We start from the raw sequence: 23,493 nt of genomic DNA on the forward strand, positions 1-23,493 counted from the left end.
TTCCTTAACAGAAAAAGTTAACGGGAGAAGAGGGATTGATAGAGGTCTGCCTTGAAGCCCAGGGTCAGGGTACCGTCCTGGTCCAGCAGCGGGCGCTTGATCATGGCCGGGTGGGCCAGCAGCAGGTCACGGGCCTTGGCGGTGTCGAGCCCCTGTTTTTCTGCTTCCGGCAGGGCGCGGAAGGTGGTGCCACGGGTGTTGAGCAGGGCTTCCCAGCCCAGCTTGGCGAGCCAGAGATCGAGCTGTTCCGGGCTCAGACCGTCGGCGCGGTGATCGTGAAAGCGGTAATCGATACCCGCCTCCTCCAGCCACTTGCGGGCCTTCTTGATGGTGTCGCAGTTCTTGATGCCATAGAGGGTGGTGGCCATGGGGGATCCTTTGTCTGCGGGCCGGCGGCCCTGAAATCGTGCAAGGGCCCGATTCTGGCATTGTGGCCCCCCCATGGCAACGCTCATGGCCGGATGGGCTGGTTTTACCAGTCAGGCCGAGTGGAGAAGGGAGGGGGCCGCGCGCCAGCACACGCTGGTCTGGGACGGGATGCGCTGCGGCATCAAAGGGGGAGACCGAGGGAAGGAGGCTCTTATGCTGCACGCCTGGCCGGATAGGACGACAGGGGGCAGGGCGCCTCACAGGGAAGCAGGCCTGGCTGGATGGGGCCGCTGGGGCCGGGGAAGAGACGGTGGGGGCCAAAAACCAGAACGCGCCTGCTGGTATGGGCGCGTTCCGGATTCAGGGGGCGGCACTCAGTGCAGGGTGGTCCACTCGTGATCGAAGACCCGTGCCCGCTCCCAGGGGGCATCCGGCAGGCTGGAGGAGAGGCCGGCGTATTTGCCCACGTCATCCATCACGATGGCGGAGAGAATGGGCAGGTGATTTTCGGTGCAATACATGCGGATGCGTTGCAGCAGGGTGCGCAGTTCATCCTGGCACTGCTCCAGCCCGGCCTGCCTGGCCAGTTTGGAGTAACGAATGGTGGTGCGTTCCTTTGCAGACTCGACGAGGATGTCCCACAGCTTGCAGTCGCAGGTCGGGGTGCCTGCGGTGGCTTGGTTTGTCATAACTCTCTCCGGTGCGAAATGGTCGCTCTGTGTCGACGGGCATCTTGGCCAGTTCACCCCGGCGGGATGTTGATCCAACGCAAACAAAGTGGCGGTTGTCGGTCAGGGATACCCTGGGGTGCATTCTAGATCCAGTTTCGTGATGTTAAATGTCGTTTTTAGTTTTATTTTTGGAGTAAAAATCTACAACCGTTTGCTTTTTCCATCTTTATTGATGGTGATCAAGAGGAAAGGGGAGATCCCCCACTAGATTGCGCTTCTCGATAATCTTGTCAGGAGTGCACCTTGGAACTCGTCTTCGTCTTGCTCGTGCTGATCGCCGTGGTCTACGGCATCATCAAGGATTACAACCCGCAGGCGGTGCTGGCGCTGGCGGGCATGGCCCTCTTCACCGTCGCCTACTGGCTGGGATTGCACCCCATACTGCCCGCCGACAAGAGCACCGGGTTTGCCCTGTTCGATCTGTTTGAGGTGTTCAAGGGGATCTTCTCCTACCGTGCGGCGGGCCTTGGCCTCACCATCATGGCGGTGGCGGGCTTTGCCACCTACATGTCCCATATCGGCGCCTCCCAGGCCCTGGTGCGGGTGGCGGTCAAACCGGTGGCGGGCATCCAGTCCAGCTACCTGATGCTGGCCATCTGCTACCTGGTGGCGGTCTTCGTCTCCCTGTTCGTCACCTCCGCCACCGGCCTAGGCCTGCTGTTGATGGTCACCATGTACCCGGTGATGCGCAACCTCGGCATCAGCCCGGCTTCCGCCTGCGGCGTCATCGCCACCTCCCAGGCGTTCGAAATCGGCCCGACCCAGACCAACGCCATCTTCTCCGCCGGCCAGTCCGGCATGGATCCGACCAGTTATTTCGTCGACTACCAGATCTGGCTGGTGGCTCCCATGTTGCTGGTGACCATGGTGCTGCATTTCTTCTGGCAGCGGCACTGTGACCGCCAGGAGGGCTGGGATCCGGCCCTGCATCGCGGCGAACACGCGGAGCTTGACGAAAAAGGGGCAGACGAGGTGGCCGCGCCGACCTGGTACGGCCTGCTGCCCATCATCCCCTTCGTGCTGATGATGACCTTCTCCAAGCTCCTGGTGACCACCATCAGCGTCAGCGTGGAGGTGGCCATGCTGCTGTCGGTCTTTATCGGCATGCTGTGCGAGCTGCTGCGCACCCGCTCGGTGCGCACCGCCTTCGCGGGGCTGTCGAGCTTCCTCGACGGCATGGGCAAGGTGTTCGGCCCCGTGGTGGCGCTCATCGTCTGTGCCGAGCTCTTCGCCGAATCCCTCAAGGCCATCGGCGCCATCGACACCCTGCTCCATTCGGCCAGCAATGCCGGCATCGGCAGCGGTCTGATGACCCTGGTGATGGTGGGGCTCATCATGGTGGCGGCGGTCATCATGGGCTCGGGCAACGCGGCCTTCCTCAGTTTCTCCTCCCTGGCCCCCGCCGTGGCGGCCAAGTTTGGCGTGCCGGCGGTGACCATGCTGCTGCCGATGCAGCTCGCCTCCAGCATTGGTCGCACCGTCTCCCCCATCGCGGCGGTGCTCATCGCCTGTGCGGGCATCGCCAAGGTCTCTCCCTTCGTGGTGGTCAAGCGCACCAGCGTGCCCATGGCGGGGGCCCTGGTGACGGCGCTGCTCCTCAACTATCTGCTGTTCATGTAAAGGCTCTGGTGTAGAGGCGGCGGCCAGTTGATCCACGCTGGCCGACCGCCGTTGACGAGGCGGCGCCGAGTGCCCGCCCACTCTTATCGTTGCAAAAACAGTCTGTGTTTTACGCAGATTGTTCCATGGAGAAGACAATGAACGACCTCACGCGCCCGTTTTCACTCGATACCTATCTGGCGGATCTGGCCCCGCTCATCAACCTCGACTGCGGCACCCGCACCCCGGCCGGGGTGGCCCGGGTCGCCGATATCATGACCGAGAAATATGAGGCCATCGGCTGGCAGGTGACCCGCCACCAGTTCGCCGCCGAGTGCGGCCCCTGCCTCGAGGCAACCAATGCCCCGGGGGCGGATCACTACGACGTCATGCTGGTGGGCCACATGGACACCGTCTTCCCCGAGGGGACGGCGGCCAAACGCCCGCTGAAAATCGAAGACAATCAGGCGTTTGGCCCCGGCGTCTCGGACATGAAGAGCGGCCTGCTCTCCACCTGGTATGCCTTGAAAGAGCTGGACCCGGCCGTGCTGGCCAGGCTCAAGGTGCTGGTCTGCTGCAACTGCGACGAGGAGATTGGTTCCCCCTGGTCCAAAGAATGGCTGGTGAAAAAAGCCAAACAGAGCGGCTGCGTGCTGGTGGCCGAGGCGGCCCGCCCGAGCGGGGATCTCATCAGCGCCCGCAAGGGCAATGCCAAGTACCGCATCACCTTCCACGGCAAGGCCTCCCATGCAGGCTCGGCCCTGGCACAAGGGATTTCCGCCATCACGGAGCTGGCCCACTGGGTGCTCGCCATCAACGAACAGGTCAACATGGAGACCGGCACCACCATGAACGTGGGGGTGGTGCAGGGGGGCACCGGCGTCAACGTGGTGCCCGACTTTGCCGAGGCGATCGTGGATTTGCGCTTCTGGCGCAACGAAGAGGCGCAGGCGGTGCACGACCGGCTCACCTTCATGGCCAACAACCCCTTCCTCGCCGGTTGCCGGGTCGAGGTGGCGCGCCAGAGCTTCAAGCCCGCGATGCGCCCGAGCGGCGACACCGAGGCCCTGATGGCACTGGTGGAGGCGGCAGGCAGGGAGGAGGGCGTCCCCTTCACCTGGCTGGAGGCCGGTGGCGGCTCCGATGCCAACTTCACCGCGGCCGCAGGCGTGCCGTCCCTCGATGGCTTCGGCCCCATGGGGGCGGCTTCCACTCGGAGGCGGAGTTCCTGCTGTTGGAGAGCATCGAGCCGCGCATCCGCCTGCTTAAGCGGGTGCTGGGCAAGCTGGCCAAATAGGTCAACGTTAAGGACAAGCAAAACGGGAGGCCAGCGCCTCCCGTTTTTTATGTGTCGCCCTCGTGAGACGTCATTCCTCGTCCTCCAGCAGATAGGCGAGGTGCTCCTGGCGCGCCACCTGCCAGTGGCCGAGCGTCAGCGGCGCCGCAAACCCGGGGCCGTCGGTCACCATGGTGTGGTACTCCCCCTGCTCGCCGCAGGCATCGAAGCCATCCCGATCCGCCAGTTGCTGCAGATCGCTGAGGGTGCCAGCATCGAGCCTGCGCCCCACCCACTCGGGGGCCAGTACCCGGGTATCGACGCAGGAGAGGTGGGCGACGATGCCGCGGGCCAGCAGGTCCGCCAGCAACGCCTCGCGGGGTTGCTGCCAGAGCGGGGTGTGAACGGTGAGCCTCAGGGGGCGACAGCGCTCGCGGATCCAGTTCGGCGCGCCCCCCACGCTGTCGATGTCGCCGGTGACGACCCCATCGAGTTGCCACTCCTCTTTCAATGCCGCCAGGGCCCGCTCATAACCGAGATCGAAGGGCGCCTCGATGGTGACCAGCCGATGGGGCAGCGCGAGGGCCGCCGCCTGACGGCGAACCTGTGACAGAGGATGGGCGAGAAAGCGGGGCGCTGGCGGGGCAAAGGTGACCAGGGCCACCACCTGATGGCCCGACTCCCGGGCGTGGCAGAGGGCCTGCATAGCATCTTTGCCGCCGCTCCAGAGCAGGATGACGCGAGACATGGGGGATTTCCGCAAAGAAAAGAGGGGTCATGCTACCCAGAGTGGGGGGCGATGGCAAAGCGCGGGTCGGAGATGCGGGGATAAAAAAGCGGCTCCCACGGGGGAGCCGTTCGCACTGGATGCCTGTTACAGCAGGATGCTGGTCAGGATGAAGCCCAGGGTACAGGAGGTCACCACCCCGATGAGGCCCGGAATGATGAAGCTGTGGTTGATGATGAACTTGCCGATGCGGGTGGTGCCGGAGCGGTCGAAACCGATGCAGGCGAGATCGCTCGGGTAGGTCGGCAGCACGAAGTAGCCGTAGCTCGCCGGCAGGAAGGCGATGAGCAGTTTGGGTTCGACCCCCAGCGCCAGCCCCATGGGGGCGATGGCGGTGAGCGCCGCGGCCTGGCTGTTCACCAGCTTGGAGATGAGGAAGAGCACCAGGGCGTAGGTCCAGGGCTGGGCCTGTACCACGTGGGCCAGGGTCTCCTTGAGCAGCGGCATGTGGGCCTGGAAGAAGGTTTCGCTCATCCAGGCGACCCCGAACACGGAGAAGATGGCGACCATGCCCGCCTTGAAGACGGCGCCGTTGGCGATCTCCCCCGGCTTGACCTTGCAGCGCATCAGGATGATGGCGCCGGCGATCAGCATCATCATCTGGATCACCAGGTTCATGGAGAGGGGGCCCGTCTTCTCCTTGATGGTGAAGACGGGGCGCAGCGCCTCATCGGCCCCCAGCAGCACCACGGCAGCGATGGCGGCGAAGAAGATCCAGGTGGACCAGTAGGCCTCTTTCGGGAACTTGGTGTTGAGCAGGGTTTCACCACCGCCGTAGATGAAGTCCCGCTGGGCAGGGTCCTTGATCTTGGCCTGGAACTCCTCGTCCTTGTCCAGATCCTTGCCGCGGCGCAGGCTCCACAGGGCCGCCATCATGACCCCCGTGAGAGAGGAGGGGATGGCGACCATCAGGATGTCGAGCAGACCGTAGGCCTGACCCACGCCGTGAGCCGCCGCCAGGATGGAGACCATGGAAACCACGGCCACCGAGACCGGCGAGGCGCAGATGGCCATCTGGGAGGCAACGGACGCCACTGCCATGGGGCGCTCCGGGCGGATGTTCTTCTGCAGCGCGATGTCGGCGATGATGGGGAACATGGTGTAGACCACGTGGCCGGTGCCGCACAGGAAGGTGAGGGTCCAGGTCGTGAGCGGCGCCAGCAGGGTGATGTACTGGGGGTGGCGGCGCAGCAGACGCTCGGCCACCTGCATCATCAGGTTGAGACCGCCGGCGGTCTGCAGGGTGGCGGCGCAGCCAATGACCGCCAGTATGGTCAGCATCACCTGTACCGGCGGCTCGCCCGGCACCAGGCCGAAGACGAAGGTCAGCAGGAACAGACCAATGCCGCTGATAAGACCCAGCCCCATGCCCCCGAAGCGGGTACCCAGCAGCAAGCAACCGAGTACCACCAAAAATTCCATCAAGATCATTCCATTACCTCGTGTGTTTTATCCATGTCCCCATCGGCCAGCTGCCCGGGATCCGCTGTCATTAATTACCCCTGAAGGGTTAATGGATATTTTGTCACCCCTAAAGGGGTAAAAAATTGAGTTGCTTCAACAACCGGCTTTTTTCCGATTTAAGTGCATAAAAACTACGGTTCAGCCCTTGAACAGGGGACCGCTTCCTGGCGCACACCAGATAAATGACGGGAAAGGTGAGGGAGCGCACAGGGTTGGGCATGCAAAAGGCGGGAATAACGGGGGCGGGAAGAGCGAGGCGGGCATAAAAAAAGCCGACCCCGGGGGTCGGCTTTTGCACGGTGCGAGTGGGCGGGTCGCCTTAGAACTCGGCGGTGCGGGGAGTACGGGGGAAGGGGATCACGTCGCGCACGTTGCCCATGCCGGTCACGTAGACCACCAGGCGTTCGAAGCCCAGACCGAAGCCGGAGTGGGGCACGGTGCCGTAGCGACGCAGATCGCGGTACCACCAGTAGTCTTCCTTGTTCAGACCCATCTCGGCCAGACGGGCATCCAGCACCTCGAGACGCTCTTCACGCTGGGAGCCGCCGATGATCTCGCCGATCCCCGGGGCCAGCACGTCCATGGCGGCAACGGTCTTGCCGTCGTCGTTGAGGCGCATGTAGAAGGCCTTGATGTCCTTCGGGTAGTTCTTCACCACCACCGGGGACTTGAAGTGCTCCTCGGCCAGGTAGCGCTCGTGCTCGGAGGAGAGATCGATGCCCCAGGAGACCGGGAACTCGAAGCTCTTGCCACAGTTTTGCAGCACGTCGATGGCGTCGGTGTAGTCAATCTGGGCGAAGTCGGAGGCGACGAAGCGCTCCAGACGGCCGATGGCGTCCTTGTCCACGTGCTGGGCGAAGAACTCCAGATCGTCGCGGCGCTCGGTCAGCACGGCGTTGAAGACGTACTTCAGCATGGCTTCGGCCAGGGCGGCGTTGTCTTCCAGATCGGCGAAGGCCACTTCCGGCTCCACCATCCAGAACTCGGCCAGGTGGCGGCTGGTGTTGGAGTTTTCGGCGCGGAAGGTCGGGCCGAAGGTGTAGACCTTGGACAGGGCGCAGGCGTAGGTTTCGACGTTCAGCTGGCCGGACACGGTCAGGAAGGTCTCCTTGCCGAAGAAGTCCTTGTCGTAGTCCACCTTGCCTTCGGGGGTGCGCGGCAGGTTTTCCATGTCCAGGGTGGAGACGCGGAACATCTCGCCGGCCCCTTCGGTGTCGGAGGCGGTGATGAGGGGCGCCGCGATCCAGAGGTAGCCCTGTTCGTGGAAGAAGCGGTGAATGGCCTGGGAGAGGCAGTTGCGCACCCGGGTCACGGCACCGACGATGTTGGTGCGGGCACGCAGGTGGCCCTGCTCGCGCAGGTACTCGATGCTGTGGCGCTTGGCAGACATGGGGTAGGTGTCCGGATCTTCGACCCAGCCCACCACCTTGACCTCGGTGGCCTGCAGTTCGAACGCCTGGCCGCTGCCCTGGGACTCGACCACGGTGCCGGTCACTTCGACGGAGCAAGCTGTGGTCAGACGTTGCACTTCATTCTCGTAATTGGCCAGGGTATTGGGGGCGACGGCCTGCACCGGATGGAAGCAGGAGCCATCGGAAACGGCCAAAAATGAGATCCCCGCCTTGGAATCGCGGCGGGTCCGGATCCACCCTTTCACAGTCAGGGTGGTGCCGACCGAATACTTACCGGCCAGCACATCAACTACGGATGCGTGCGTCATCGAAATATTGTCTCCAGCTTGTTCTTGCAGCGCTATTTGCAACACTAGGGGTCTGGCCCGGGCGCAGTTGGCCCACCATGGCAGACTAAGCCGTTCATCTTACCCGCGCAGGTTTGATAAACAAGCAAAAATGTCGGACCCTTGCGGGGATTTCCCCATGCATCGTGCATGGATCATGGCGGCTGGACGGGGGTGAAGGTGAAGGAGCGCAGGCGGGGGCCGGATGGCTGGATACGGGTGTTGCAGGGGCTGGTGATCCTCTGCTGGGGCGGCTTTGTCGCCCTGCTCTCCCTCTATCACTTCGCCCGGCCAGAGGTGGCTTACGGCTTTCTGGTCTATGGGGGCGTCAAGGTGCGCCAGAGCTGGGACCCCCTGCTTACCCCCTGGCTGGAGCGTGGGCTCTGGGGTTGCTGCCTGCTGACCCTGGTGGTGCTGGTGCTGGCCCGTGGCCGCAGCCGTCGGCAGGAAGATGCCCGCCACGTCAATCTCTTCATCCTGCTGCTGATCCTGGTGGCCTGCCTGCTGCTTTACTACCGGGGCTGAGGGCGGTCGCCGTCATCCAGCCCCTGAGAGGCGGGGCGCTTGCCTATCTGGCGCTCCACGCTGTCGAGCATCTGGTTGTAGGCGAGCGCCACCCGGCCAATCTCGTCCCCTTCATCCCCCTCCAGCCTGTGGCCGAAGTCGTTGCGATCGGTGGCCTCCTCCATGGAGCGGGTCAGCTGGTTGAGGGGGCGGACTATCCAGGTGCGGATGACCCAGAGGGTGAGCAGGAGTCCCAGCCCGAAGATGAGGGTGAGGCTCAGGGCCGAGGTGAGGATGTTCTGCTCCACCCGGGTAAACAGGGTGTCGAGGGAGTAGTCAAAACGCACCGCCCCCAGCACGGTGTTTTCCGGCACCTGGTGGCAGCTGGTGCAGTCGGTACCGCGAAAACCCTTTCTGGCCAGCAGCGGGCGGGTCACCACCAGCCGGCTGTGCATGCCGTCATGCTCTACCTCCAGGCTCCCCTTGCCCGCCAGCGCCAGGGCATCAAACCTGTCCTTCGGGGCTTCGTCGTCACGGCCCGGCCCGTACTGCTTGTTGACCGCCGCCCCGCGCACGATGCGGGCATCTTCCACGTGGGCGTGATCGAGAAACTTGGCGCGCAGGGTGTCGCGGGCGTCCATCTTGCCGGTCAGCATCAGCATGTTGAGGCCGTCGAAGTAGGCCTCGGTCTGCTCGCGGCTCTGCTCCTTGATGAGGGTCAGGATGAGGTCACGCTCGCGTACCGCCTGATAGGCCGCAGAAAACACCAACACCATGGAGAAGATGAAGAGCAGGAAGAAGTTGATCTTGGCAGCAATGGAGAGGCGCATGGGACTGGTACATCTGTTGGGTAAAACCCGCGCAGTCTACTCTCCTCGCCGGACGGGTTTTGGTGTCTTGCTCACATTCTGATGAAAAAGCGCCGAAAGGCCCTGCGTTCTCATGCAGGGCCCGTTCATCCGGACTCAATATTCGCCGATGGTGATGGCCTCGTGGATGGCGCCGGTCAATACCCGCAGCTCTTCAGGGGTGATGACGAAGGGAGGCATCAGGTAGATGAGCTTGCCAAAGGGACGGATCCAGGCGCCCAGCTCCACGAACTTGCGCTGGATGCGCGCCACGTCCACCCGCTCCTTCATCTCCACCACCCCGATGGCGCCGAGCACCCGCACATCCGCCACCGCCGGGTGCAGGGTCAGCTCCACCAGTTCGGTTTTGAGTTGGTGTTCGATGGCTTGCACCCGCGCCTGCCACGGGGAGGCGAGCAGCAGATCGATGGAGGCGTTGGCCACCGCGCAGGCAAGCGGGTTGCCCATGAAGGTGGGACCGTGCATGAAGACGCCCGCCTTGCCGTCACACACGGTGCGAGCCACATGCTCGGTAGTGAGCGTGGCCGACAGCGTCAGGTAGCCGCCGGTGAGCGCCTTGCCCAGGCACATGATGTCGGGGCTGATCCCCGCCCAGTCGCAGGCAAAGATCTGGCCGGTGCGGCCAAAGCCGGTGGCGATTTCATCTGCTATGAGCAGCACGCCGAACTCGTCGCACAGGGCGCGCACCCACTGCAGGTAGCGGGGGTGATAGAAGCGCATGCCGCCCGCCCCCTGGACGATGGGTTCGAGCACGATGGCGGCAATTTCCTCGTGATGATCCGCCACCAGGGTGGCCAGCTCCACCACGCTCTGCTCGTCCCACTGGGCGTGGAAGCGGCAGCTGGGCGCTTCGACGAAATGGTGTTCGGGCAGGAAGCCCTGGTAGAGCTCGTGCATGCCGCCATCCGGGTCGCACACGCTCATGGCGCCGAAGGTGTCGCCGTGATAGCCGCCCCGAAGGGCAACGAATTTGGCGCGGGGCGTCCCTTTGGCATGCCAGTACTGCTGGGCCATCTTGAGGGCCACCTCCACCGCCACCGAGCCGGAATCCGCCAGAAAGACCCGATCCAGCCCCTTCGGGGTGATCTCCACCAGTTTGCGGCAGAGCTCGACCGCCGGGGCATGGGTCAGGCCGCCAAACATCACGTGGGACATCTTGCCGAGCTGGGCGGTGGCGGCCGCGTCCAGTTCCGGCACCTGATAGCCGTGAACGCAGGCCCACCAGGAGCTCATGCCATCCACCAGCTCGCGCCCGTCCGTCAGGGTGAGGGTCACCCCTTTGGCGCTGGCCACTTCATAGCAGGGCAGGGGATGGGTGAGGGAGGTATAGGGGTGCCAGACGTGGTGCAGGTCGAATTCTTGATTGGTCATTTTGTGTTCTATTGTCAATTGATTTGATCTGGTCGGTGTTGACAGTCTACGCATGCTCTCTACACTAGCCAACAATTTCAGCCACTTGGCTTCGCGAACGCCCTGGCATCGCGCTGTCCAGCTGGCGGGTCTTGCGGCGAACGCTCTCTTGAGCGCGGCGCAGGATCCCACCAATAACAACCGGAAGCCATGTATGAATGCTCTCACCGCGGGCGCCCACGCCCTTCGTCACGACTGGACCCTGTCCGAGGTTCAGGATCTCTTTGCCCTGCCATTCAACGATCTGCTGTTCCAGGCCCAGACAGTGCACCGCGCCCATTTCGACCCGAACGAGGTGCAGGTAAGCACCCTGCTCTCCATCAAGACCGGGGCCTGCCCGGAAGATTGCAAATATTGTCCCCAGAGCGCTCGCTACCACACCGGGCTCGAGACCGAGCGGCTGATGGAGGTGGAAAAAGTGCTGGAGCGGGCCCGGGAGGCCAAGGCCAATGGTTCGTCCCGTTTCTGCATGGGGGCGGCCTGGCGCAACCCGAAAGAGAAGGACATGCCCTACATCCTGCGCATGATTGAAGAGGTGCGCGGGCTCGGCATGGAGACCTGCATGACGCTCGGGATGCTGACCGCCGATCAGGCGGCGCGGCTCGGGGCTGCTGGGCTCGATTACTACAACCACAACCTCGACACCTCGCCGGAGTTCTACGGCGACATCATCACCACCCGCACCTATCAGGACAGGCTCGACACCCTGGAGCATGTGCGCGGCGCCGGCATGAAGGTCTGCTCCGGCGGCATCGTCGGCATGGGGGAGCAGGCGAAAGATCGGGCGGGCCTCCTGATGGCGCTCGCCAATCTGCCGCGCCACCCGGAGAGCGTGCCCATCAACATGCTGGTCAAGGTGAAGGGGACGCCCCTGGAGAACCAGGAGAACCTGGACCCGTTCGAATTTATCCGCACCATCGCCGTGGCGCGCATCATGATGCCGGCCTCCCACGTGCGCCTCTCCGCCGGGCGGGAGAAGATGAACGAGCAGATGCAGGCCATGTGCTTTATGGCCGGGGCCAACTCCATCTTCTATGGCTGCAAGCTGCTGACCACCCCCAATCCGGACGAAAGCAGCGACATGCAGCTCTTCAAGCGCCTTGGCATTCGCCCCGCCCAGCGGGTCCAGAAGCCGGATCAGGTTCAAGAGGAGGAGCTGCTGGCCGAGGTGAACCGCCAGAGCGAGCCGAGCGAACTCTTCTACGATGCCACCCGTTCCCGCGCAGATGTCCTCCGTCCATGATGACGCCCGTTGTTACCGGCCCCTTTGCCCTGGGGGAGGCGCTGGCCGAGCGTGAACAGGCCACCCTGCTGCGCCGACGTACCCCGGTGGATGTGGCGAGCGGCGGGCGGATCCGGGTCGGGGGGCGCGATTACCTCAACGTCTCTGGCAACGACTACCTGGGCCTTGCGGGTCACCCCGCCATCAAGGCCGCCTTCACGGCGGGGGTGGCGCAATATGGCGCGGGGGCAGGTGCCTCGCCCCTGGTGACCGGTTACAGCCGCGCTCACCAGCAGCTGGAAGAGACGCTTGCCGAGTGGCTCGGGGTGGAGGCGGTGCTGCTGTTCAACTGCGGCTTCTCCGCCAATCAGGCGGTGCTCAAGGCCCTGCTCGGCAAGGATCATCTGCTGTGGCAGGACAGGCTCAACCACGCCTCCTTGCAGGAGATGGGGAGCCAGCTCCCCTGCAAGATGAAGCGCTTTTGCCACAACGACATGGCGGCCCTTGAGCGGCTGCTTGAGCCAAACCGGGGCCTGATCGTCTCGGAAGGGGTCTTCAGCATGGACGGGGATCAGGCCCCCTGGGCTGAGCTGGCCACACTCGCATCCCGAAGCGGCAACTGGCTGATGATTGACGATGCCCACGGCCTCGGCGTGCTGGGTGCCGAAGGGCGCGGCACCCTGGCGGCCCAGGGGGTGAACCCGGTCAGCGTGCACATCCAGATGGGGACCTTCGGCAAGGCGCTCGGGGTGGCCGGCGCCTTTGTGGGTGGCAGTCGCGAGCTGGTGGAGTACCTGGTCAATTTTGCCCGCCACTATGTCTACAGCACCCATATGCCCCCCGCCCAGGCGTGCGCCGTGCGCCAGAGCATTGAGTTGGTACGCGTAGCCGACGAGGCTCGTGCCCACCTGGCTCGCCTTGTCGCCCGGTTCCGGCAGGGGGCGCAGGCGCTCGGCTGGCGGCTTGGGGCAAGCGATACCCCCATCCAGCCGCTGCTGGTGGGGGAGAGCGTCGCTGCCCTGCAACTGGCCGAGCGGCTGCGGGAGCGCGGTGTCTGGGCTGGCGCCATCCGCCCACCCACGGTGCCGGTCGGCACGGCGCGCCTTCGCATCACCCTGTGCGCCGCCCATGGCGAAGATGACGTGGATCGCCTGCTCGAGGCCCTGGGGCCCCGCCCATCCACCGACGAGAGAGGGGGCGCCCATGGTGCATGAGCGTTTCCAGTCGGTGGACAAGGCGCAGCTCGCCCGCCGCTTCGGGGCGGCGGCTCGCCACTACGACGCCCACGCCCGCTTCCAGCAGGAGGTGGGGCAGTCGCTGCTGGCGCGCATGGATGAGGGGGGCGTGAAAGAGGTGCGCTCAGGGGCCGGGCTGGATCTGGGTTGCGGCACCGGTTTCTTCCTGCCTGCCCTGGCGCCGCGCTGCGAGACGCTGACCGGGCTGGATCTCGCTCCCGGCATGCTGGCCCAGGCGGCCCTTCGCGGCAGCGGAGCCCGCCTGGTGTGCGGCGATGCGGAGGGGCTGCCCTTTGCCGACCAGAGCCTGGACTGGGTCTTCTCCAGCCTGGCCCTGCAGTGGTGCGAGCGGCCGGCCCAGGCCTTTGCCGAGCTCAACCGGGTGCTCAAACCCGGTGGCCAGGTCTTCTTCTCGACCCTGCTTTCGGGGTCACTGTGGCAACTGCGGGAGGCCTGGCGGGCCGTGGATGGTCGTGACCATGTCAATCGCTTCCTGACGTTGCCCCAGTTGCAGCAGGCGGCCCGTGACGGGGGCTTCGAGGCCCCGGCGCTCTGCCCGCTGACCTGGTCCCTCGCCTACCCGGCGCTCAGCGGACTGCTGCGCGACCTCAAGGGGATAGGCGCGAGCCAGGTCAACGACGAGCGGTCTGCGGGCCTGGGTCATCGCCAGCGCCTGGTGCGACTGGGGGAGGCCTACGAGCGCCACCGTCAACCGGACGGCCTGCTGGCCGCCAGCTACGAGGTCTGCCTCGGGCGCCTGGTGCGGCGCTGACACAAAAAGACCCGGCGCACCCACCCCTTCAGCGGCAGGACGTGCGCCTGCCTTTCACCATGGATATCGGGGCGCCTCTGCGCCCCTGCACTGCATCGAGGAAAGATCATGGGGACATCCTATTTCATCACGGGCACGGACACCGACGTGGGCAAGACCCTGGTGGCCCGCACCCTGTTGCTGGCGCTTGCCGCCAGAGGCATTCGCTGCGCCGGGTACAAACCGGTGTCGGCGGGCTGCACCCACACCCCGGAGGGGCTTCGCAATCTGGATGCCTTGCTGTTGCAGCAGGCGGCCACGGTTGCGCTGCCCTACGAGCAGGTCAATCCCTATGCCTTCGAGCCGCCCATCGCCCCCCATATCGCCGCCCGTGAGCGGGGGGCGAGCATCCCCTTCGAGGGGCTGTCCGCCGGCTTGCGGGAGATTGAGGGAGCTGGGGCCGATCTCGTCATTGTCGAAGGGGCGGGGGGCTGGTTCCTGCCGCTGGATCATCAGCGTCTGCTCTCGGAGTGGGTCGCTCAGGAGCGGCTGCCGGTGATCCTGGTGGTGGGGGCCAGGCTGGGCTGCCTCAACCATGCCCTGCTCACCGTCAGCGCCATTCGCCAGCAGGGGTTGACCCTGGCGGGCTGGGTCATCAACCGGGTGGATCCGCACATGAGCCGCTACGAGGAGAACCTGGACACCTTGAAAGCTATGTTGCCGGCCCCATTTCTGGGGGAGCTCCCCTTCGTGGACGCGGTGAATGAGGTGGATTTGCACCACTGTCTCGATGTGTCGCCCTTGCTCTGAGGCCAGACATTCAGCAAACATTCATCGAGTCTGTCTATTATCTGGGGCAAGTGTGGCATCGGTCGCCCTTGGGGCGCCCCGAACCATGCATCCATATCTCACAAGGAGTCAATATGAAGCGAATTATGCTATTCCTGGTGACCAACCTGGCCGTCATGCTGGTGCTGGGGGTGGTACTCAATATCCTGTTCTCGGTTCTGGGGATCAACAAGTCCAGCATTTCCGGTCTGTTGGTGTTCTGCGCCGTGTTCGGTTTTGGGGGTTCCTTTATCTCCTTGCTGATGTCCAAGTGGATGGCCAAGCGCAGCTATGGCGTCCAGGTCATCGAGCAGCCCCGCAACGAGACCGAGCACTGGCTGGTGAGCACTGTTGCCCGTCAAGCCCGTGAGGCTGGCATCAAGATGCCGGAAGTGGGGATCTACGACTCCCCCGAGATGAACGCCTTTGCCACCGGCGCCCGCCGTGACGACTCCCTCGTCGCCGTCTCCTCCGGTCTGCTCTACAGCATGAGCCGCGACGAGGCGGAAGCCGTGCTGGCCCACGAGGTGAGCCACGTGGCCAACGGCGACATGGTGACCCTGACCCTGATCCAGGGGGTGGTGAACACCTTCGTGATGTTCTTCGCCCGCATCGTGGCCGGCGTCATCAGCAACTTCTTCAGCTCCAACAACGAGGAAGAGAGCAGCAGCACCGGCGGTTTCGCCTACATGATCACCGTGTTCGTGCTGGAGATGGTGTTCGGCGTGCTCGCCTCCATCATCGTCATGTGGTTCAGCCGTCAGCGCGAGTTCCGTGCCGACGCCGGTGCCGCCAAGCTGGCCGGCCGCGACAAGATGATCGCCGCGCTTCAGCGTCTCGCCCGCGGTGCCGAGCCGCAGATGGAGGGTTCCATGATGGCGTTCGGCATCAACGGCAAGCGCTCCATGAGCGAGCTGTTCATGAGCCACCCGCCCATCGAGCAGCGCATCGCCGCCCTGCGTGGCTGATAGCCAGTCATCTAAAGAAAACGGCTGCCCTCGGGCAGCCGTTTTGCATTCCGGGGACGGGGTTTTGCCCCCCGATCACCCTATTTGATCACCAGATCCGTCAGGGGCACGGCGCAGCAGGCGAGGATCTTGCCCTCGGCACGCTCGGCGGCGCTGATGGCGGGGGCATCGGGGTGATCCACCTCGCCCGAGACCAGGGTCTGCTTGCAACTGCCGCAGATGCCGGCACGGCAGCTCCAGGGCAGCTCTACCCCCTGCTTGTTGGCCTGATCCAGCACGGTGCCCTGGTTGTTGCCCGCAAACTCCCGCTCGCCGATACGCAGTTGCACCGCCTGATGGGGGCGGGCCACCGAGAGCAGGGCCCCGCCAAAGCTCTCCTGGCGGATGCGCCCGGCCGGTACGCCGAGGGCGGTCAGCCGGTTGGCTGCATCGGCCATGAAGCCGTGGGGGCCGCAGATGAACACCTCCCGCTCCTGCAAACCCCGGATCCGGCCCAGGTGATCGTCATTCAGACGGCCGCTGAGTCCCTGCCAGTGTTTGTCAGGCTGGCTCAGGATCAGGGTGAGGGTCATTCCCTGCTGCGCCATGGCGTGCAGCTCGCTGGCGGCAGGGATGTCTGCCTCGCTGCGACACAGGTGCATGAAGTGGACGTCACCGAGCTCCCCCCGTAGTGCCAGAGTGCGGGCAATGGAGAGCATGGGGGTGACACCGGATCCCGCCGAGAGCAGCAGCAGCAGCCTGCGCTCGGACCCTAAGTGAAACTCGCCGGCCGGGGGGGCGGCCAGCAGGTGATCGCCCACTTTCAGCTCATGGTGCAGCCAGGGGGAGAGGCGGCCATCGGCCAGCTTCTTGACGCTGATGCTGTAACGCTCGGGCCGCTCCGGCGTGGAGCTGAGGGTGTAGCGGCGTTGAACCCGTGTGTTTTTGATATCGAGGCTGATGGGCAGGTGCTGGCCAGGCAGGTAGTCGGGCAGGGGCTCGCCGTCGGCGGCCTCGAACCAGAAGGTTTCCAGATCCCGGGCCAGGGGTTCCCGGGCGACGCACACCAGCTCCCGCTTTTTCGGGGCCGCGTTGGGGTAGACCGGCGCCCGGGCCCGCTCCAGCACCTCGATCTCGCTGCCCGCCTCAATCCACCCCTCGTTCAGGGCCACCAGATTCTGGCCGAAATAGACCTCACCATCTTCGCCACGCCGGTAGCGGGTGAGGGTGGCCAGCGGCTCTTTCAGGGCATTGAAGCGCTCCGTGCCTGCCTCCACCGTGGTCATGATGCAGCGGCTGCACGGCTTGTCCACCCGAAACTCCACCTCGCCGATGCGGATCCGCTTCCAGCCATCCTCTTCGAAGGGGCGGGTGCCGCTCGCCACCAGGTTGGTACGAAACTGGCTCATCTGGTGCAAGGCATCGGATCTCAGGTTGAGATCCTCAAGGGAAGCCTGGCTGATGAGCAGCAAGGGGTAGCCGTCCGCAAAGCTCACCCGGGTGCCGGTCTTCTCCCGAAAACGATCGGATGCCTCCCCGAGCCAGAGCAGGCGCACCGGCTCCCTCGCCACCCGGCTCAGCCACTCATCGGCGTCGGGCCCGGTGTGCAGGGCGGTAAAGCGATCCCCCCAGACACCGGTGTGCTGAGGGGCGCGACTGAACGCCGCCTCCATGAGGGCAAGGGGGGGCAGACCCGGATAGCGCAGTTGCAGCCCCCCCTCGACGGGGGTGGCCACCACCTGCTGCAACTGGGGATGGGTGCGGGCGGTGATAAAGGTGCCATCCGGTTTGACCACCATGTAGCGGCGATCCCCGGCAAGTCCCTCCTGGGTCACCCGGGCGCGCTCCAGCGGCATGCCTGCCGTCGATTTGATGGGGTAGAGATGTATGCTGGCGAGGGTCGGCATGTCCTGGTCCTTGTGCTGTGGCGATTCCTGTGAAGAGGGGAAGATAACGATTCCTGTCCCGGGCGGCAATCTTCTCCTGCTGCCCATGTCGAGGGCGGCGAGGGGGCTCGGGCAACAGGCCCGAATGGCTGCGGGGTGTGACGGGGATCCGGTTGTGAAGGGGGCGACCCATAAAGCGCAACATTTATTGATCCTGATCCACCATGTCGTACAAAAAACGGCCCATCATCGGGCCAGCTTCCAGTTTCTGACGCTTTCGCTTCTTCCCTCTCCGGCCACCGTCTGCCCAGGCAACACGGTATCAAGCGCATTCGGATGGGGCCTGTCACACAAAAGAAGAAAGCAATGTATGAGCAAACAACTGGATATGACCCCACAGCCGGATCTCTCCCAGAAAACGGGAACAGGCCCGGTCCGTACCCGGCTGCCCGTCTGGCGGCCGGCCCTGCCACCTTGCAACCATGCCTGCCCGGCTGGCGAGAACATCCAGGCCTGGCTTGCCCTGGCCGAAGCGGGCCGCTTTGAGGCGGCCTGGCAGCGCCTCATCGAAGAAAATCCCCTGCCTGCGGTCCACGGGCGGGTCTGTTATCACCCCTGCGAAAGCGCCTGCAACCGTGCCCAGGTGGATGATGCCGTCTCCATCCACGCCATCGAGCGTTTCCTCGGCGACGAGGCGCTGGCCCGTGGCTGGCAGCCTGCGCCCCCCGCACCCGCCAGCGGCAAGAAGGTGCTGGTGATCGGTGCCGGTCCCTCCGGCCTCTCCTGCGCCTGGCACCTCAATCGGCTCGGCCATCAGGTGGAGATCCGCGAAGCGGGGCCGCTGGCGGGCGGCATGCTGCGCTTCGGCATTCCCGCCTACCGCCTGCCTCGCGATGTGCTGGATCGGGAGGTGGCCCGCATCGTGGCGGCCGGGGTGACGCTGACCCTCAACCACAAGGTGGAGGACGTGCTGTGCGAGCGCGACGAGGGGGGCTTTGACGCCGTCTTCATGGCCATCGGCGCCCATCTGGCCAAGCGGGTCGATATTCCGGCCCGGGAGGCGGGCAAGATCCTCGATGCGGTGAGCTTCCTAGAACAGGCGAGTCTGGCCGAAGAGAAAGGACTACCACCGCCCAAACTGGGGCGGCGGGTGGCCATCTACGGCGGTGGCAATACCGCCATGGACGCGGCTCGCACCGCCCGCCGCCTCGGTGTGGAAGAGGCGATGATCATCTACCGCCGCGACCGGGACCATATGCCGGCTCACGCCTTTGAAGCCGATGAGGCCGAGGAGGAGGGGATCAAGATCAACTGGCTGCGCACCATCCGCCAGCTCGACAGCACCAACATCGAGGTGGAGGTGATGGCGCTGGATGCCGAGGGCAAGCCGGTGCCCACCGGCAAGTTTGAAACCCTCGAAGCGGACTCCCTCATTCTGGCGCTGGGTCAGGAGGTCGACCTCTCGGTGCTGGAGAGCATCCCCGGCGTGCGGGTCAACAAGGAGGGAGTAGTACAGGTTGGCGAGAACCTGATGACGGATGTGCCGGGCCTCTTTGCCGGTGGCGACATGGTGCCCTCCGAGCGCACTGTCACCATCGCCACCGGCCACGGCAAGAAGGCTGCGCGCCATATGGATGCCTGGCTGCGCGGTCGCCTCTACCACAAGCCGCTCTCCTATTCATTGGTGGGGCCCGAGCAGTTGCAGCTCTGGTTCCAGACCCATGCGCCGGCCAGCAGCCAGCCGGTCAAACCGCCCTCGGCGCGGGACGACTTTGGCGAGATCATCGGCGGACTGGATGAGGTGGCCGCCCGTTACGAGGCGGCGCGCTGCTACTCCTGCGGCAACTGCTTCGAGTGCGACGGCTGCTATGGCAGCTGCCCCGAGCAGGCCATCGCCAAGCTGGGGCCGGGTCTGGGGTATCTGGTGGATGCCGAGCGCTGCACTGGCTGCGGTGCCTGCCATGACCAATGCCCTTGTCACGCCATCGAGCTGCGCCAACCGGAGGAGTCCCAATGAAACATGAACTGATCATGGTCGACGGCAACGAAGCCGCGGCCCGGGTGGCGTATCAGCTGAGCGAAGTGTGTGCCATCTATCCCATCACCCCGAGCTCGACCATGGCCGAACTGGCCGATGCCTGGGCGGCACAGGGGCAGACCAACCTGTGGGGCAACATCCCCACGGTGGTGGAGATGCAGAGTGAAGGGGGGGCGGCTGGCACGGTACACGGCGCCCTGCAGGCGGGGGCGCTCGCCACCACCTTCACCGCCAGTCAGGGACTGATGCTGATGCTGCCCAACATGTACAAGATCGCCGGTGAATTGACCTCGGCGGTGTTCCATGTGGCGGCCCGTTCGCTCGCGGCGCAGGGGCTGTCGATCTTTGGCGACCATCAGGATGTGATGGCGGCGCGCAGCACCGGCTTTGCCATGCTCGCCTCCGGCTCGGTGCAGGAGGCGCAGGACCTGGCCTTGGTCGCTCACAGCGTCACCCTGCAGTGCCGGGTGCCCTTTATCCACTTCTTCGACGGGTTCCGTACCTCCCACGAGGTGAACAAGATCACCGCGCTGCACAAGGATGAAATTCGCGCCCTTATCGACAACGACTGGGTACGGGCCCACCGTGCCCGGGCGCTCAACCCGGATCATCCGGTGATGCGCGGCACCGCCCAGAACCCGGATACCTATTTCCAGTCCCGCGAGAGCGTCAACCCCTTCTACGAGGCGGTGCCGGCGCGGGTGCAGCAGTGCATGGAGAGCCTCGGTGAGCTGACCGGCCGCCACTACCAGCTGGTGGAGTACCACGGCGCGCCCGATGCCACCGACGTCATCGTGCTGATGGGCTCGGGGGCGGCCACCGCCCGCACCACCGTGGATTGGCTCAACCGGCAGGATCGCAAGACCGGGGTGCTGGTCATTCGCCTCTATCGCCCCTTCCCGGTACAGGCGCTGCTCGATGCGCTGCCCGCGAGCGTGCGCCGCATGGCGGTGCTGGATCGCACCAAGGAGCCGGGGGCAGGGGGCGAGCCGCTGCTGCTGGATGTGCAGAGCGCGCTGATCGACGGTTTGCAGCGCGGCCTTATCAAGCGGCTGCCCTGGCTGAGCGGCGGTCGCTATGGCCTCTCTTCCAAGGAGTTCACCCCCGCCATGTGCGCGGCGGTATTCGAGGAGCTGGCATCCGATGCGCCGCGCCCCCGCTTTACCGTGGGGATTGTGGACGATGTGTCGGGCCTCAGTCTGGCATGGCACCCCATCGGCGATCTGGAGCCCGCCAGTCGGGTACGGGCGCTCTTCTTCGGCCTTGGTGCCGATGGCACGGTGGGCGCCAACAAGAACAGCATCAAGATCATCGGTGAACTGGAGGGGTTCCACGCCCAGGGCTACTTCGTCTACGACTCCAAGAAGTCGGGTTCGCGTACCGTCTCCCACCTGCGCTTTGGCCCCGAGCCCATCGACGCCCCCTGGCTTATCGAGCAGGCGAGCTTTATCGGCTGCCACCAGTGGGGCTTCGCCCTGTCGGTCGATCTGCTGGAGCACGCCGCCGAAGGGGCGACCCTGCTGCTCAATGCTCCCTATGAGCCTGAGCGGGTCTGGGCCGAGCTGCCCGAGCGGCTGCGTGCCCGCATCCGCGCCCTCAATATCCGCCTCTACTGCATCGATGGGGATCGGGTGGCCGAGCGCAACGGCATGGGCAATCGCATCAACACCATTATGCAGACCTGTTTCTTCGCGCTGGCTGGCATCTTGCCGCGGGATGAGGCGATTGCGCTGATCAAGGAGAGCATCGAGAAGAGCTATGCCCGCAAGGGGCCCGAAGTGGTCGAGCGCAACTTCGCGGCGGTGGACGACACCCTGGCCCACCTCCATCAGGTGGTCATCCCGGCCGGTGAGGAGCAGATCAGCGACTATCCGCTGCCGTTGGCTCCCGGCGGCAGCGAGTTTGTCCAGCGGGTCACAGGCCCGATGCTGGCGGGGCGTGGCGATCTGATCCCCGTCTCCATGCTGCCGGTGGATGGCACTTACCCCACTGCCACCAGCCGCTTCGAGAAGCGGGATATCGCCCGCGAGATCCCCATCTGGCATTCGGATATCTGCATCCAGTGCGGCAACTGCGTCTTTGTTTGCCCCCATGGGGCGCTGCGGGCCAAGTTCTACCATCAGGACTGGCTGGCGACCGCCCCCGAGGCAGCGCAGTCGGTGCCCGTCACCGCCAGGGGCTTCCCCGACAGCCGCTACACCTTGCAGCTCTATCCGGAGGATTGCACCGGCTGCGGCCAGTGCGTGCAGGCCTGTCCGGTGCGGGCCGGAGCGGATGCCCGCCATCAAGGCGAGAGTGCAGAAGGAGAAAGCCATGAAGGCGAGCGCGCCATCGCCATGATGGACAAGGCGCCGCATCTGGCTGGCCAGAAACAGGCGCTGCGCTGGTTTGAGAGCCTGCCGTGGCCTGCCCGCGAGCGGGTGGATTTCTCCACCGTGCGCGGTGCGCAGTTCCTCGAGCCCCTGTTCGAGTTCTCCGGTGCCTGCGCCGGCTGTGGCGAGACCCCGTACCTCAAGTTGCTGACCCAGCTGTTTGGGGATCGCATGTTGGTGGCCAACGCCACCGGTTGCTCCTCCATCTATGGCGGCAACCTGCCGACTACCCCCTGGGCCAAGAACGGCGAAGGGAAGGGGCCGGCCTGGTCGAACTCATTGTTTGAGGACAACGCCGAGTTTGGCTTTGGTTTTCGTCTCACCGCCGATCAGCACCACGGTCAGGCGGTGGCAGCCCTTGAAGCGATGAAGGGGGAGCTGGGCGCAGAGCTGGTCGATACCCTGATTAGCGCCCCGCAGCGGCTGGAGTCGGAGATCCGTGCCCAGCGCACCCGGGTGGCGCAAGTGCGCGAGCGGTTGGAGGAGGTAAAATCCGGCAAGGCCCGCGAGCTGCTCTCCTTGATTGATCAGCTGGTGCGGCGCTCGGTCTGGATAGTGGGCGGCGATGGCTGGGCCTATGACATCGGCTCGGCGGGGCTCGACCATGTGCTCGCCTCCGGGCGCGACGTGAACGTGCTGGTGATGGATACCGAGGTCTACTCCAACACCGGCGGTCAGATGTCGAAATCGACCCCGCTCGGGGCCGTCGCCAAGTTCGCGGCGGGGGGCAAGACCCTGGCCAAGAAGGATGTGGCGTTGCAGGCCATCTCCTACGGCAACGTCTATGTTGCCCGCATCGCCTTTGGTGCCAACCCGCAGCAGGCGCTACAAGCGTTGCGTGAGGCCGAAGCCTATCCGGGCCCGTCCCTTATCATCGCCTACAGCCACTGCATCGCCCACGGTATCGACATGGAGCAGGGATTGGCCCAACAGAAGCGTGCGGTCGATTCGGGCCACTGGCCGCTGATGCGCTACAACCCGATACTGCGCAGCGCCGGGCAGAACCCCTTCAGCCTCGACAGCCTGCGCCCCTCCATCCCCCTTGCCGAATATCGGCAGCAGGAGACCCGTTATCGGGTGCTGGCCCAGAGCCATCCACAGGAGGCACAGCGGCTGATGCAGGTGGCGCAACAAGTGGCGTGGCAGAAGTGGGCCACCTACGAGGAGATGGCCACCCGCGAAGCCAGCCATTTTCATCCGCCGGTGTGATGATAGGAGCTAATTCTGTACAGAGAAGCGGACCATTGGCCCGCTTCTCTGTTTAGGGAAGGTGCGAACAAGTCCCTGATATGAGATCATGTTTGTCATCTGGAGCCATGAAAAAGGGTTCATCATGAGTCATCAGCTCACCTTCGCCGACAGTGAATTCAGCAGTAAGCGCCGTCAGACCAGAAAAGAGATTTTCTTGTCCCGCATGGAGCAGATCCTGCCATGGCAAAACATGGTGGAAGTCATCGAGCCGTTTTA

General features: G+C 64.7%; 17 protein-coding genes and 2 pseudogenes. 11 read left to right on the forward strand and 8 right to left on the reverse strand.

The window, feature by feature from the left end; translation table 11 throughout:
- Window positions 1-17: 17 nt before the first annotated feature.
- Both AB5Y54_RS03415 and AB5Y54_RS03420 read right to left on the reverse strand, forming a co-directional pair.
- On the reverse strand, window positions 18-368 hold the full coding sequence (locus AB5Y54_RS03415; protein WP_039039874.1) for an ArsC family reductase: 351 nt from the start codon (window positions 366-368) through the stop codon (window positions 18-20).
- Between the two features lie 375 nt (window positions 369-743).
- Entirely contained in the window at window positions 744-1,058 is a 315-nt protein-coding gene (locus tag AB5Y54_RS03420; RefSeq protein WP_010674057.1) for a hypothetical protein, read from the reverse strand.
- A 285-nt stretch (window positions 1,059-1,343) separates the two neighbouring features.
- On the opposite strand from AB5Y54_RS03420, the gene dcuC reads away from it, so the two are divergent.
- Together dcuC and AB5Y54_RS03430 are read left to right on the forward strand one after the other, a co-directional pair.
- Entirely contained in the window at window positions 1,344-2,720 is a 1,377-nt protein-coding gene (dcuC, locus tag AB5Y54_RS03425) for a C4-dicarboxylate transporter DcuC (protein WP_183148764.1), read from the forward strand.
- A 137-nt stretch (window positions 2,721-2,857) separates the two neighbouring features.
- Window positions 2,858-3,996 (forward strand): annotated as a pseudogene (locus AB5Y54_RS03430) (M20 family metallopeptidase).
- Between the two features lie 70 nt (window positions 3,997-4,066).
- On the opposite strand, the gene AB5Y54_RS03435 reads toward AB5Y54_RS03430, so the two are convergent.
- The 3 genes from AB5Y54_RS03435 to asnS all read right to left on the reverse strand — a co-directional run bounded on the left by AB5Y54_RS03435 (window position 4,067) and on the right by asnS (window position 7,946).
- Entirely contained in the window at window positions 4,067-4,723 is a 657-nt protein-coding gene (locus AB5Y54_RS03435) for a hypothetical protein (protein ID WP_368153244.1), read from the reverse strand.
- Between the two features lie 126 nt (window positions 4,724-4,849).
- Entirely contained in the window at window positions 4,850-6,193 is a 1,344-nt protein-coding gene (locus tag AB5Y54_RS03440; protein WP_039039870.1) for an anaerobic C4-dicarboxylate transporter, read from the reverse strand.
- 352 nt (window positions 6,194-6,545) lie between these two features.
- Window positions 6,546-7,946 (reverse strand): asparagine--tRNA ligase, encoded by a 1,401-nt coding sequence (gene asnS, locus AB5Y54_RS03445; protein ID WP_039039869.1) that lies wholly within the window; start codon window positions 7,944-7,946, stop codon window positions 6,546-6,548.
- 168 nt (window positions 7,947-8,114) lie between these two features.
- On the opposite strand from asnS, the gene AB5Y54_RS03450 reads away from it, so the two are divergent.
- Entirely contained in the window at window positions 8,115-8,489 is a 375-nt protein-coding gene (locus AB5Y54_RS03450) for a hypothetical protein (protein ID WP_223915971.1), read from the forward strand.
- Here the strand turns inward: AB5Y54_RS03450 and AB5Y54_RS03455 are convergent.
- Window positions 8,477-9,298: a HAMP domain-containing protein gene (locus AB5Y54_RS03455; RefSeq protein WP_368153245.1), complete on the reverse strand. Its 822-nt coding sequence runs from the start codon at window positions 9,296-9,298 to the stop codon at window positions 8,477-8,479. The two genes, AB5Y54_RS03450 and AB5Y54_RS03455, sit on opposite strands and share 13 nt — an antisense overlap.
- A gap of 135 nt (window positions 9,299-9,433) precedes the next feature.
- On the reverse strand, window positions 9,434-10,708 hold the full coding sequence (bioA, locus tag AB5Y54_RS03460; protein ID WP_368153246.1) for an adenosylmethionine--8-amino-7-oxononanoate transaminase: 1,275 nt from the start codon (window positions 10,706-10,708) through the stop codon (window positions 9,434-9,436).
- A 193-nt stretch (window positions 10,709-10,901) separates the two neighbouring features.
- Here bioA and bioB point away from each other — a divergent pair, with 193 nt between their 5' ends.
- From bioB to htpX, 5 genes are all read left to right on the forward strand, one after another.
- Window positions 10,902-11,990 (forward strand): biotin synthase BioB, encoded by a 1,089-nt coding sequence (bioB, locus tag AB5Y54_RS03465; RefSeq protein ID WP_368153247.1) that lies wholly within the window; start codon window positions 10,902-10,904, stop codon window positions 11,988-11,990.
- The gene (bioF, locus tag AB5Y54_RS03470; protein WP_368153248.1) at window positions 11,987-13,183 is read left to right on the forward strand and encodes an 8-amino-7-oxononanoate synthase; all 1,197 of its coding nucleotides are present in this window, start codon (window positions 11,987-11,989) and stop codon (window positions 13,181-13,183) included. Before bioB ends, bioF begins: the two co-directional genes overlap by 4 nt.
- On the forward strand, window positions 13,173-13,976 hold the full coding sequence (gene bioC / locus AB5Y54_RS03475) for a malonyl-ACP O-methyltransferase BioC (protein ID WP_041212694.1): 804 nt from the start codon (window positions 13,173-13,175) through the stop codon (window positions 13,974-13,976). Before bioF ends, bioC begins: the two co-directional genes overlap by 11 nt.
- Before the next feature lie 108 nt (window positions 13,977-14,084).
- Window positions 14,085-14,765 (forward strand): dethiobiotin synthase, encoded by a 681-nt coding sequence (gene bioD, locus AB5Y54_RS03480; protein WP_141116465.1) that lies wholly within the window; start codon window positions 14,085-14,087, stop codon window positions 14,763-14,765.
- A 113-nt stretch (window positions 14,766-14,878) separates the two neighbouring features.
- Window positions 14,879-15,751: a protease HtpX gene (gene htpX, locus AB5Y54_RS03485; RefSeq protein ID WP_010674070.1), complete on the forward strand. Its 873-nt coding sequence runs from the start codon at window positions 14,879-14,881 to the stop codon at window positions 15,749-15,751.
- 80 nt (window positions 15,752-15,831) lie between these two features.
- Here the strand turns inward: htpX and AB5Y54_RS03490 are convergent, their stop codons facing one another.
- A complete protein-coding gene (locus tag AB5Y54_RS03490) occupies window positions 15,832-17,637 on the reverse strand; it encodes an MOSC N-terminal beta barrel domain-containing protein (RefSeq protein WP_368153249.1) in 1,806 nt (601 codons plus the stop codon).
- A 349-nt stretch (window positions 17,638-17,986) separates the two neighbouring features.
- On the opposite strand from AB5Y54_RS03490, the gene AB5Y54_RS03495 reads away from it, so the two are divergent.
- The 3 genes and pseudogenes from AB5Y54_RS03495 to AB5Y54_RS03505 form a co-directional block, all read left to right on the forward strand.
- Window positions 17,987-19,633 (forward strand): NAD(P)-binding protein, encoded by a 1,647-nt coding sequence (locus tag AB5Y54_RS03495; protein WP_368153250.1) that lies wholly within the window; start codon window positions 17,987-17,989, stop codon window positions 19,631-19,633.
- Window positions 19,630-23,235 carry a pyruvate:ferredoxin (flavodoxin) oxidoreductase gene (gene nifJ, locus AB5Y54_RS03500; RefSeq protein ID WP_368153251.1) on the forward strand — a complete coding sequence of 1,202 codons (3,606 nt, stop codon included), beginning with the start codon at window positions 19,630-19,632 and terminating at the stop codon, window positions 23,233-23,235. Before AB5Y54_RS03495 ends, nifJ begins: the two co-directional genes overlap by 4 nt.
- A gap of 124 nt (window positions 23,236-23,359) precedes the next feature.
- A pseudogene (locus AB5Y54_RS03505) lies at window positions 23,360-23,493 on the forward strand (IS5/IS1182 family transposase); the annotation flags it as partial.

This window comes from Aeromonas sp. s9 (genome assembly GCF_040907765.1).
Classification (GTDB): Bacteria; Pseudomonadota; Gammaproteobacteria; order Enterobacterales; family Aeromonadaceae; genus Aeromonas; species Aeromonas caviae.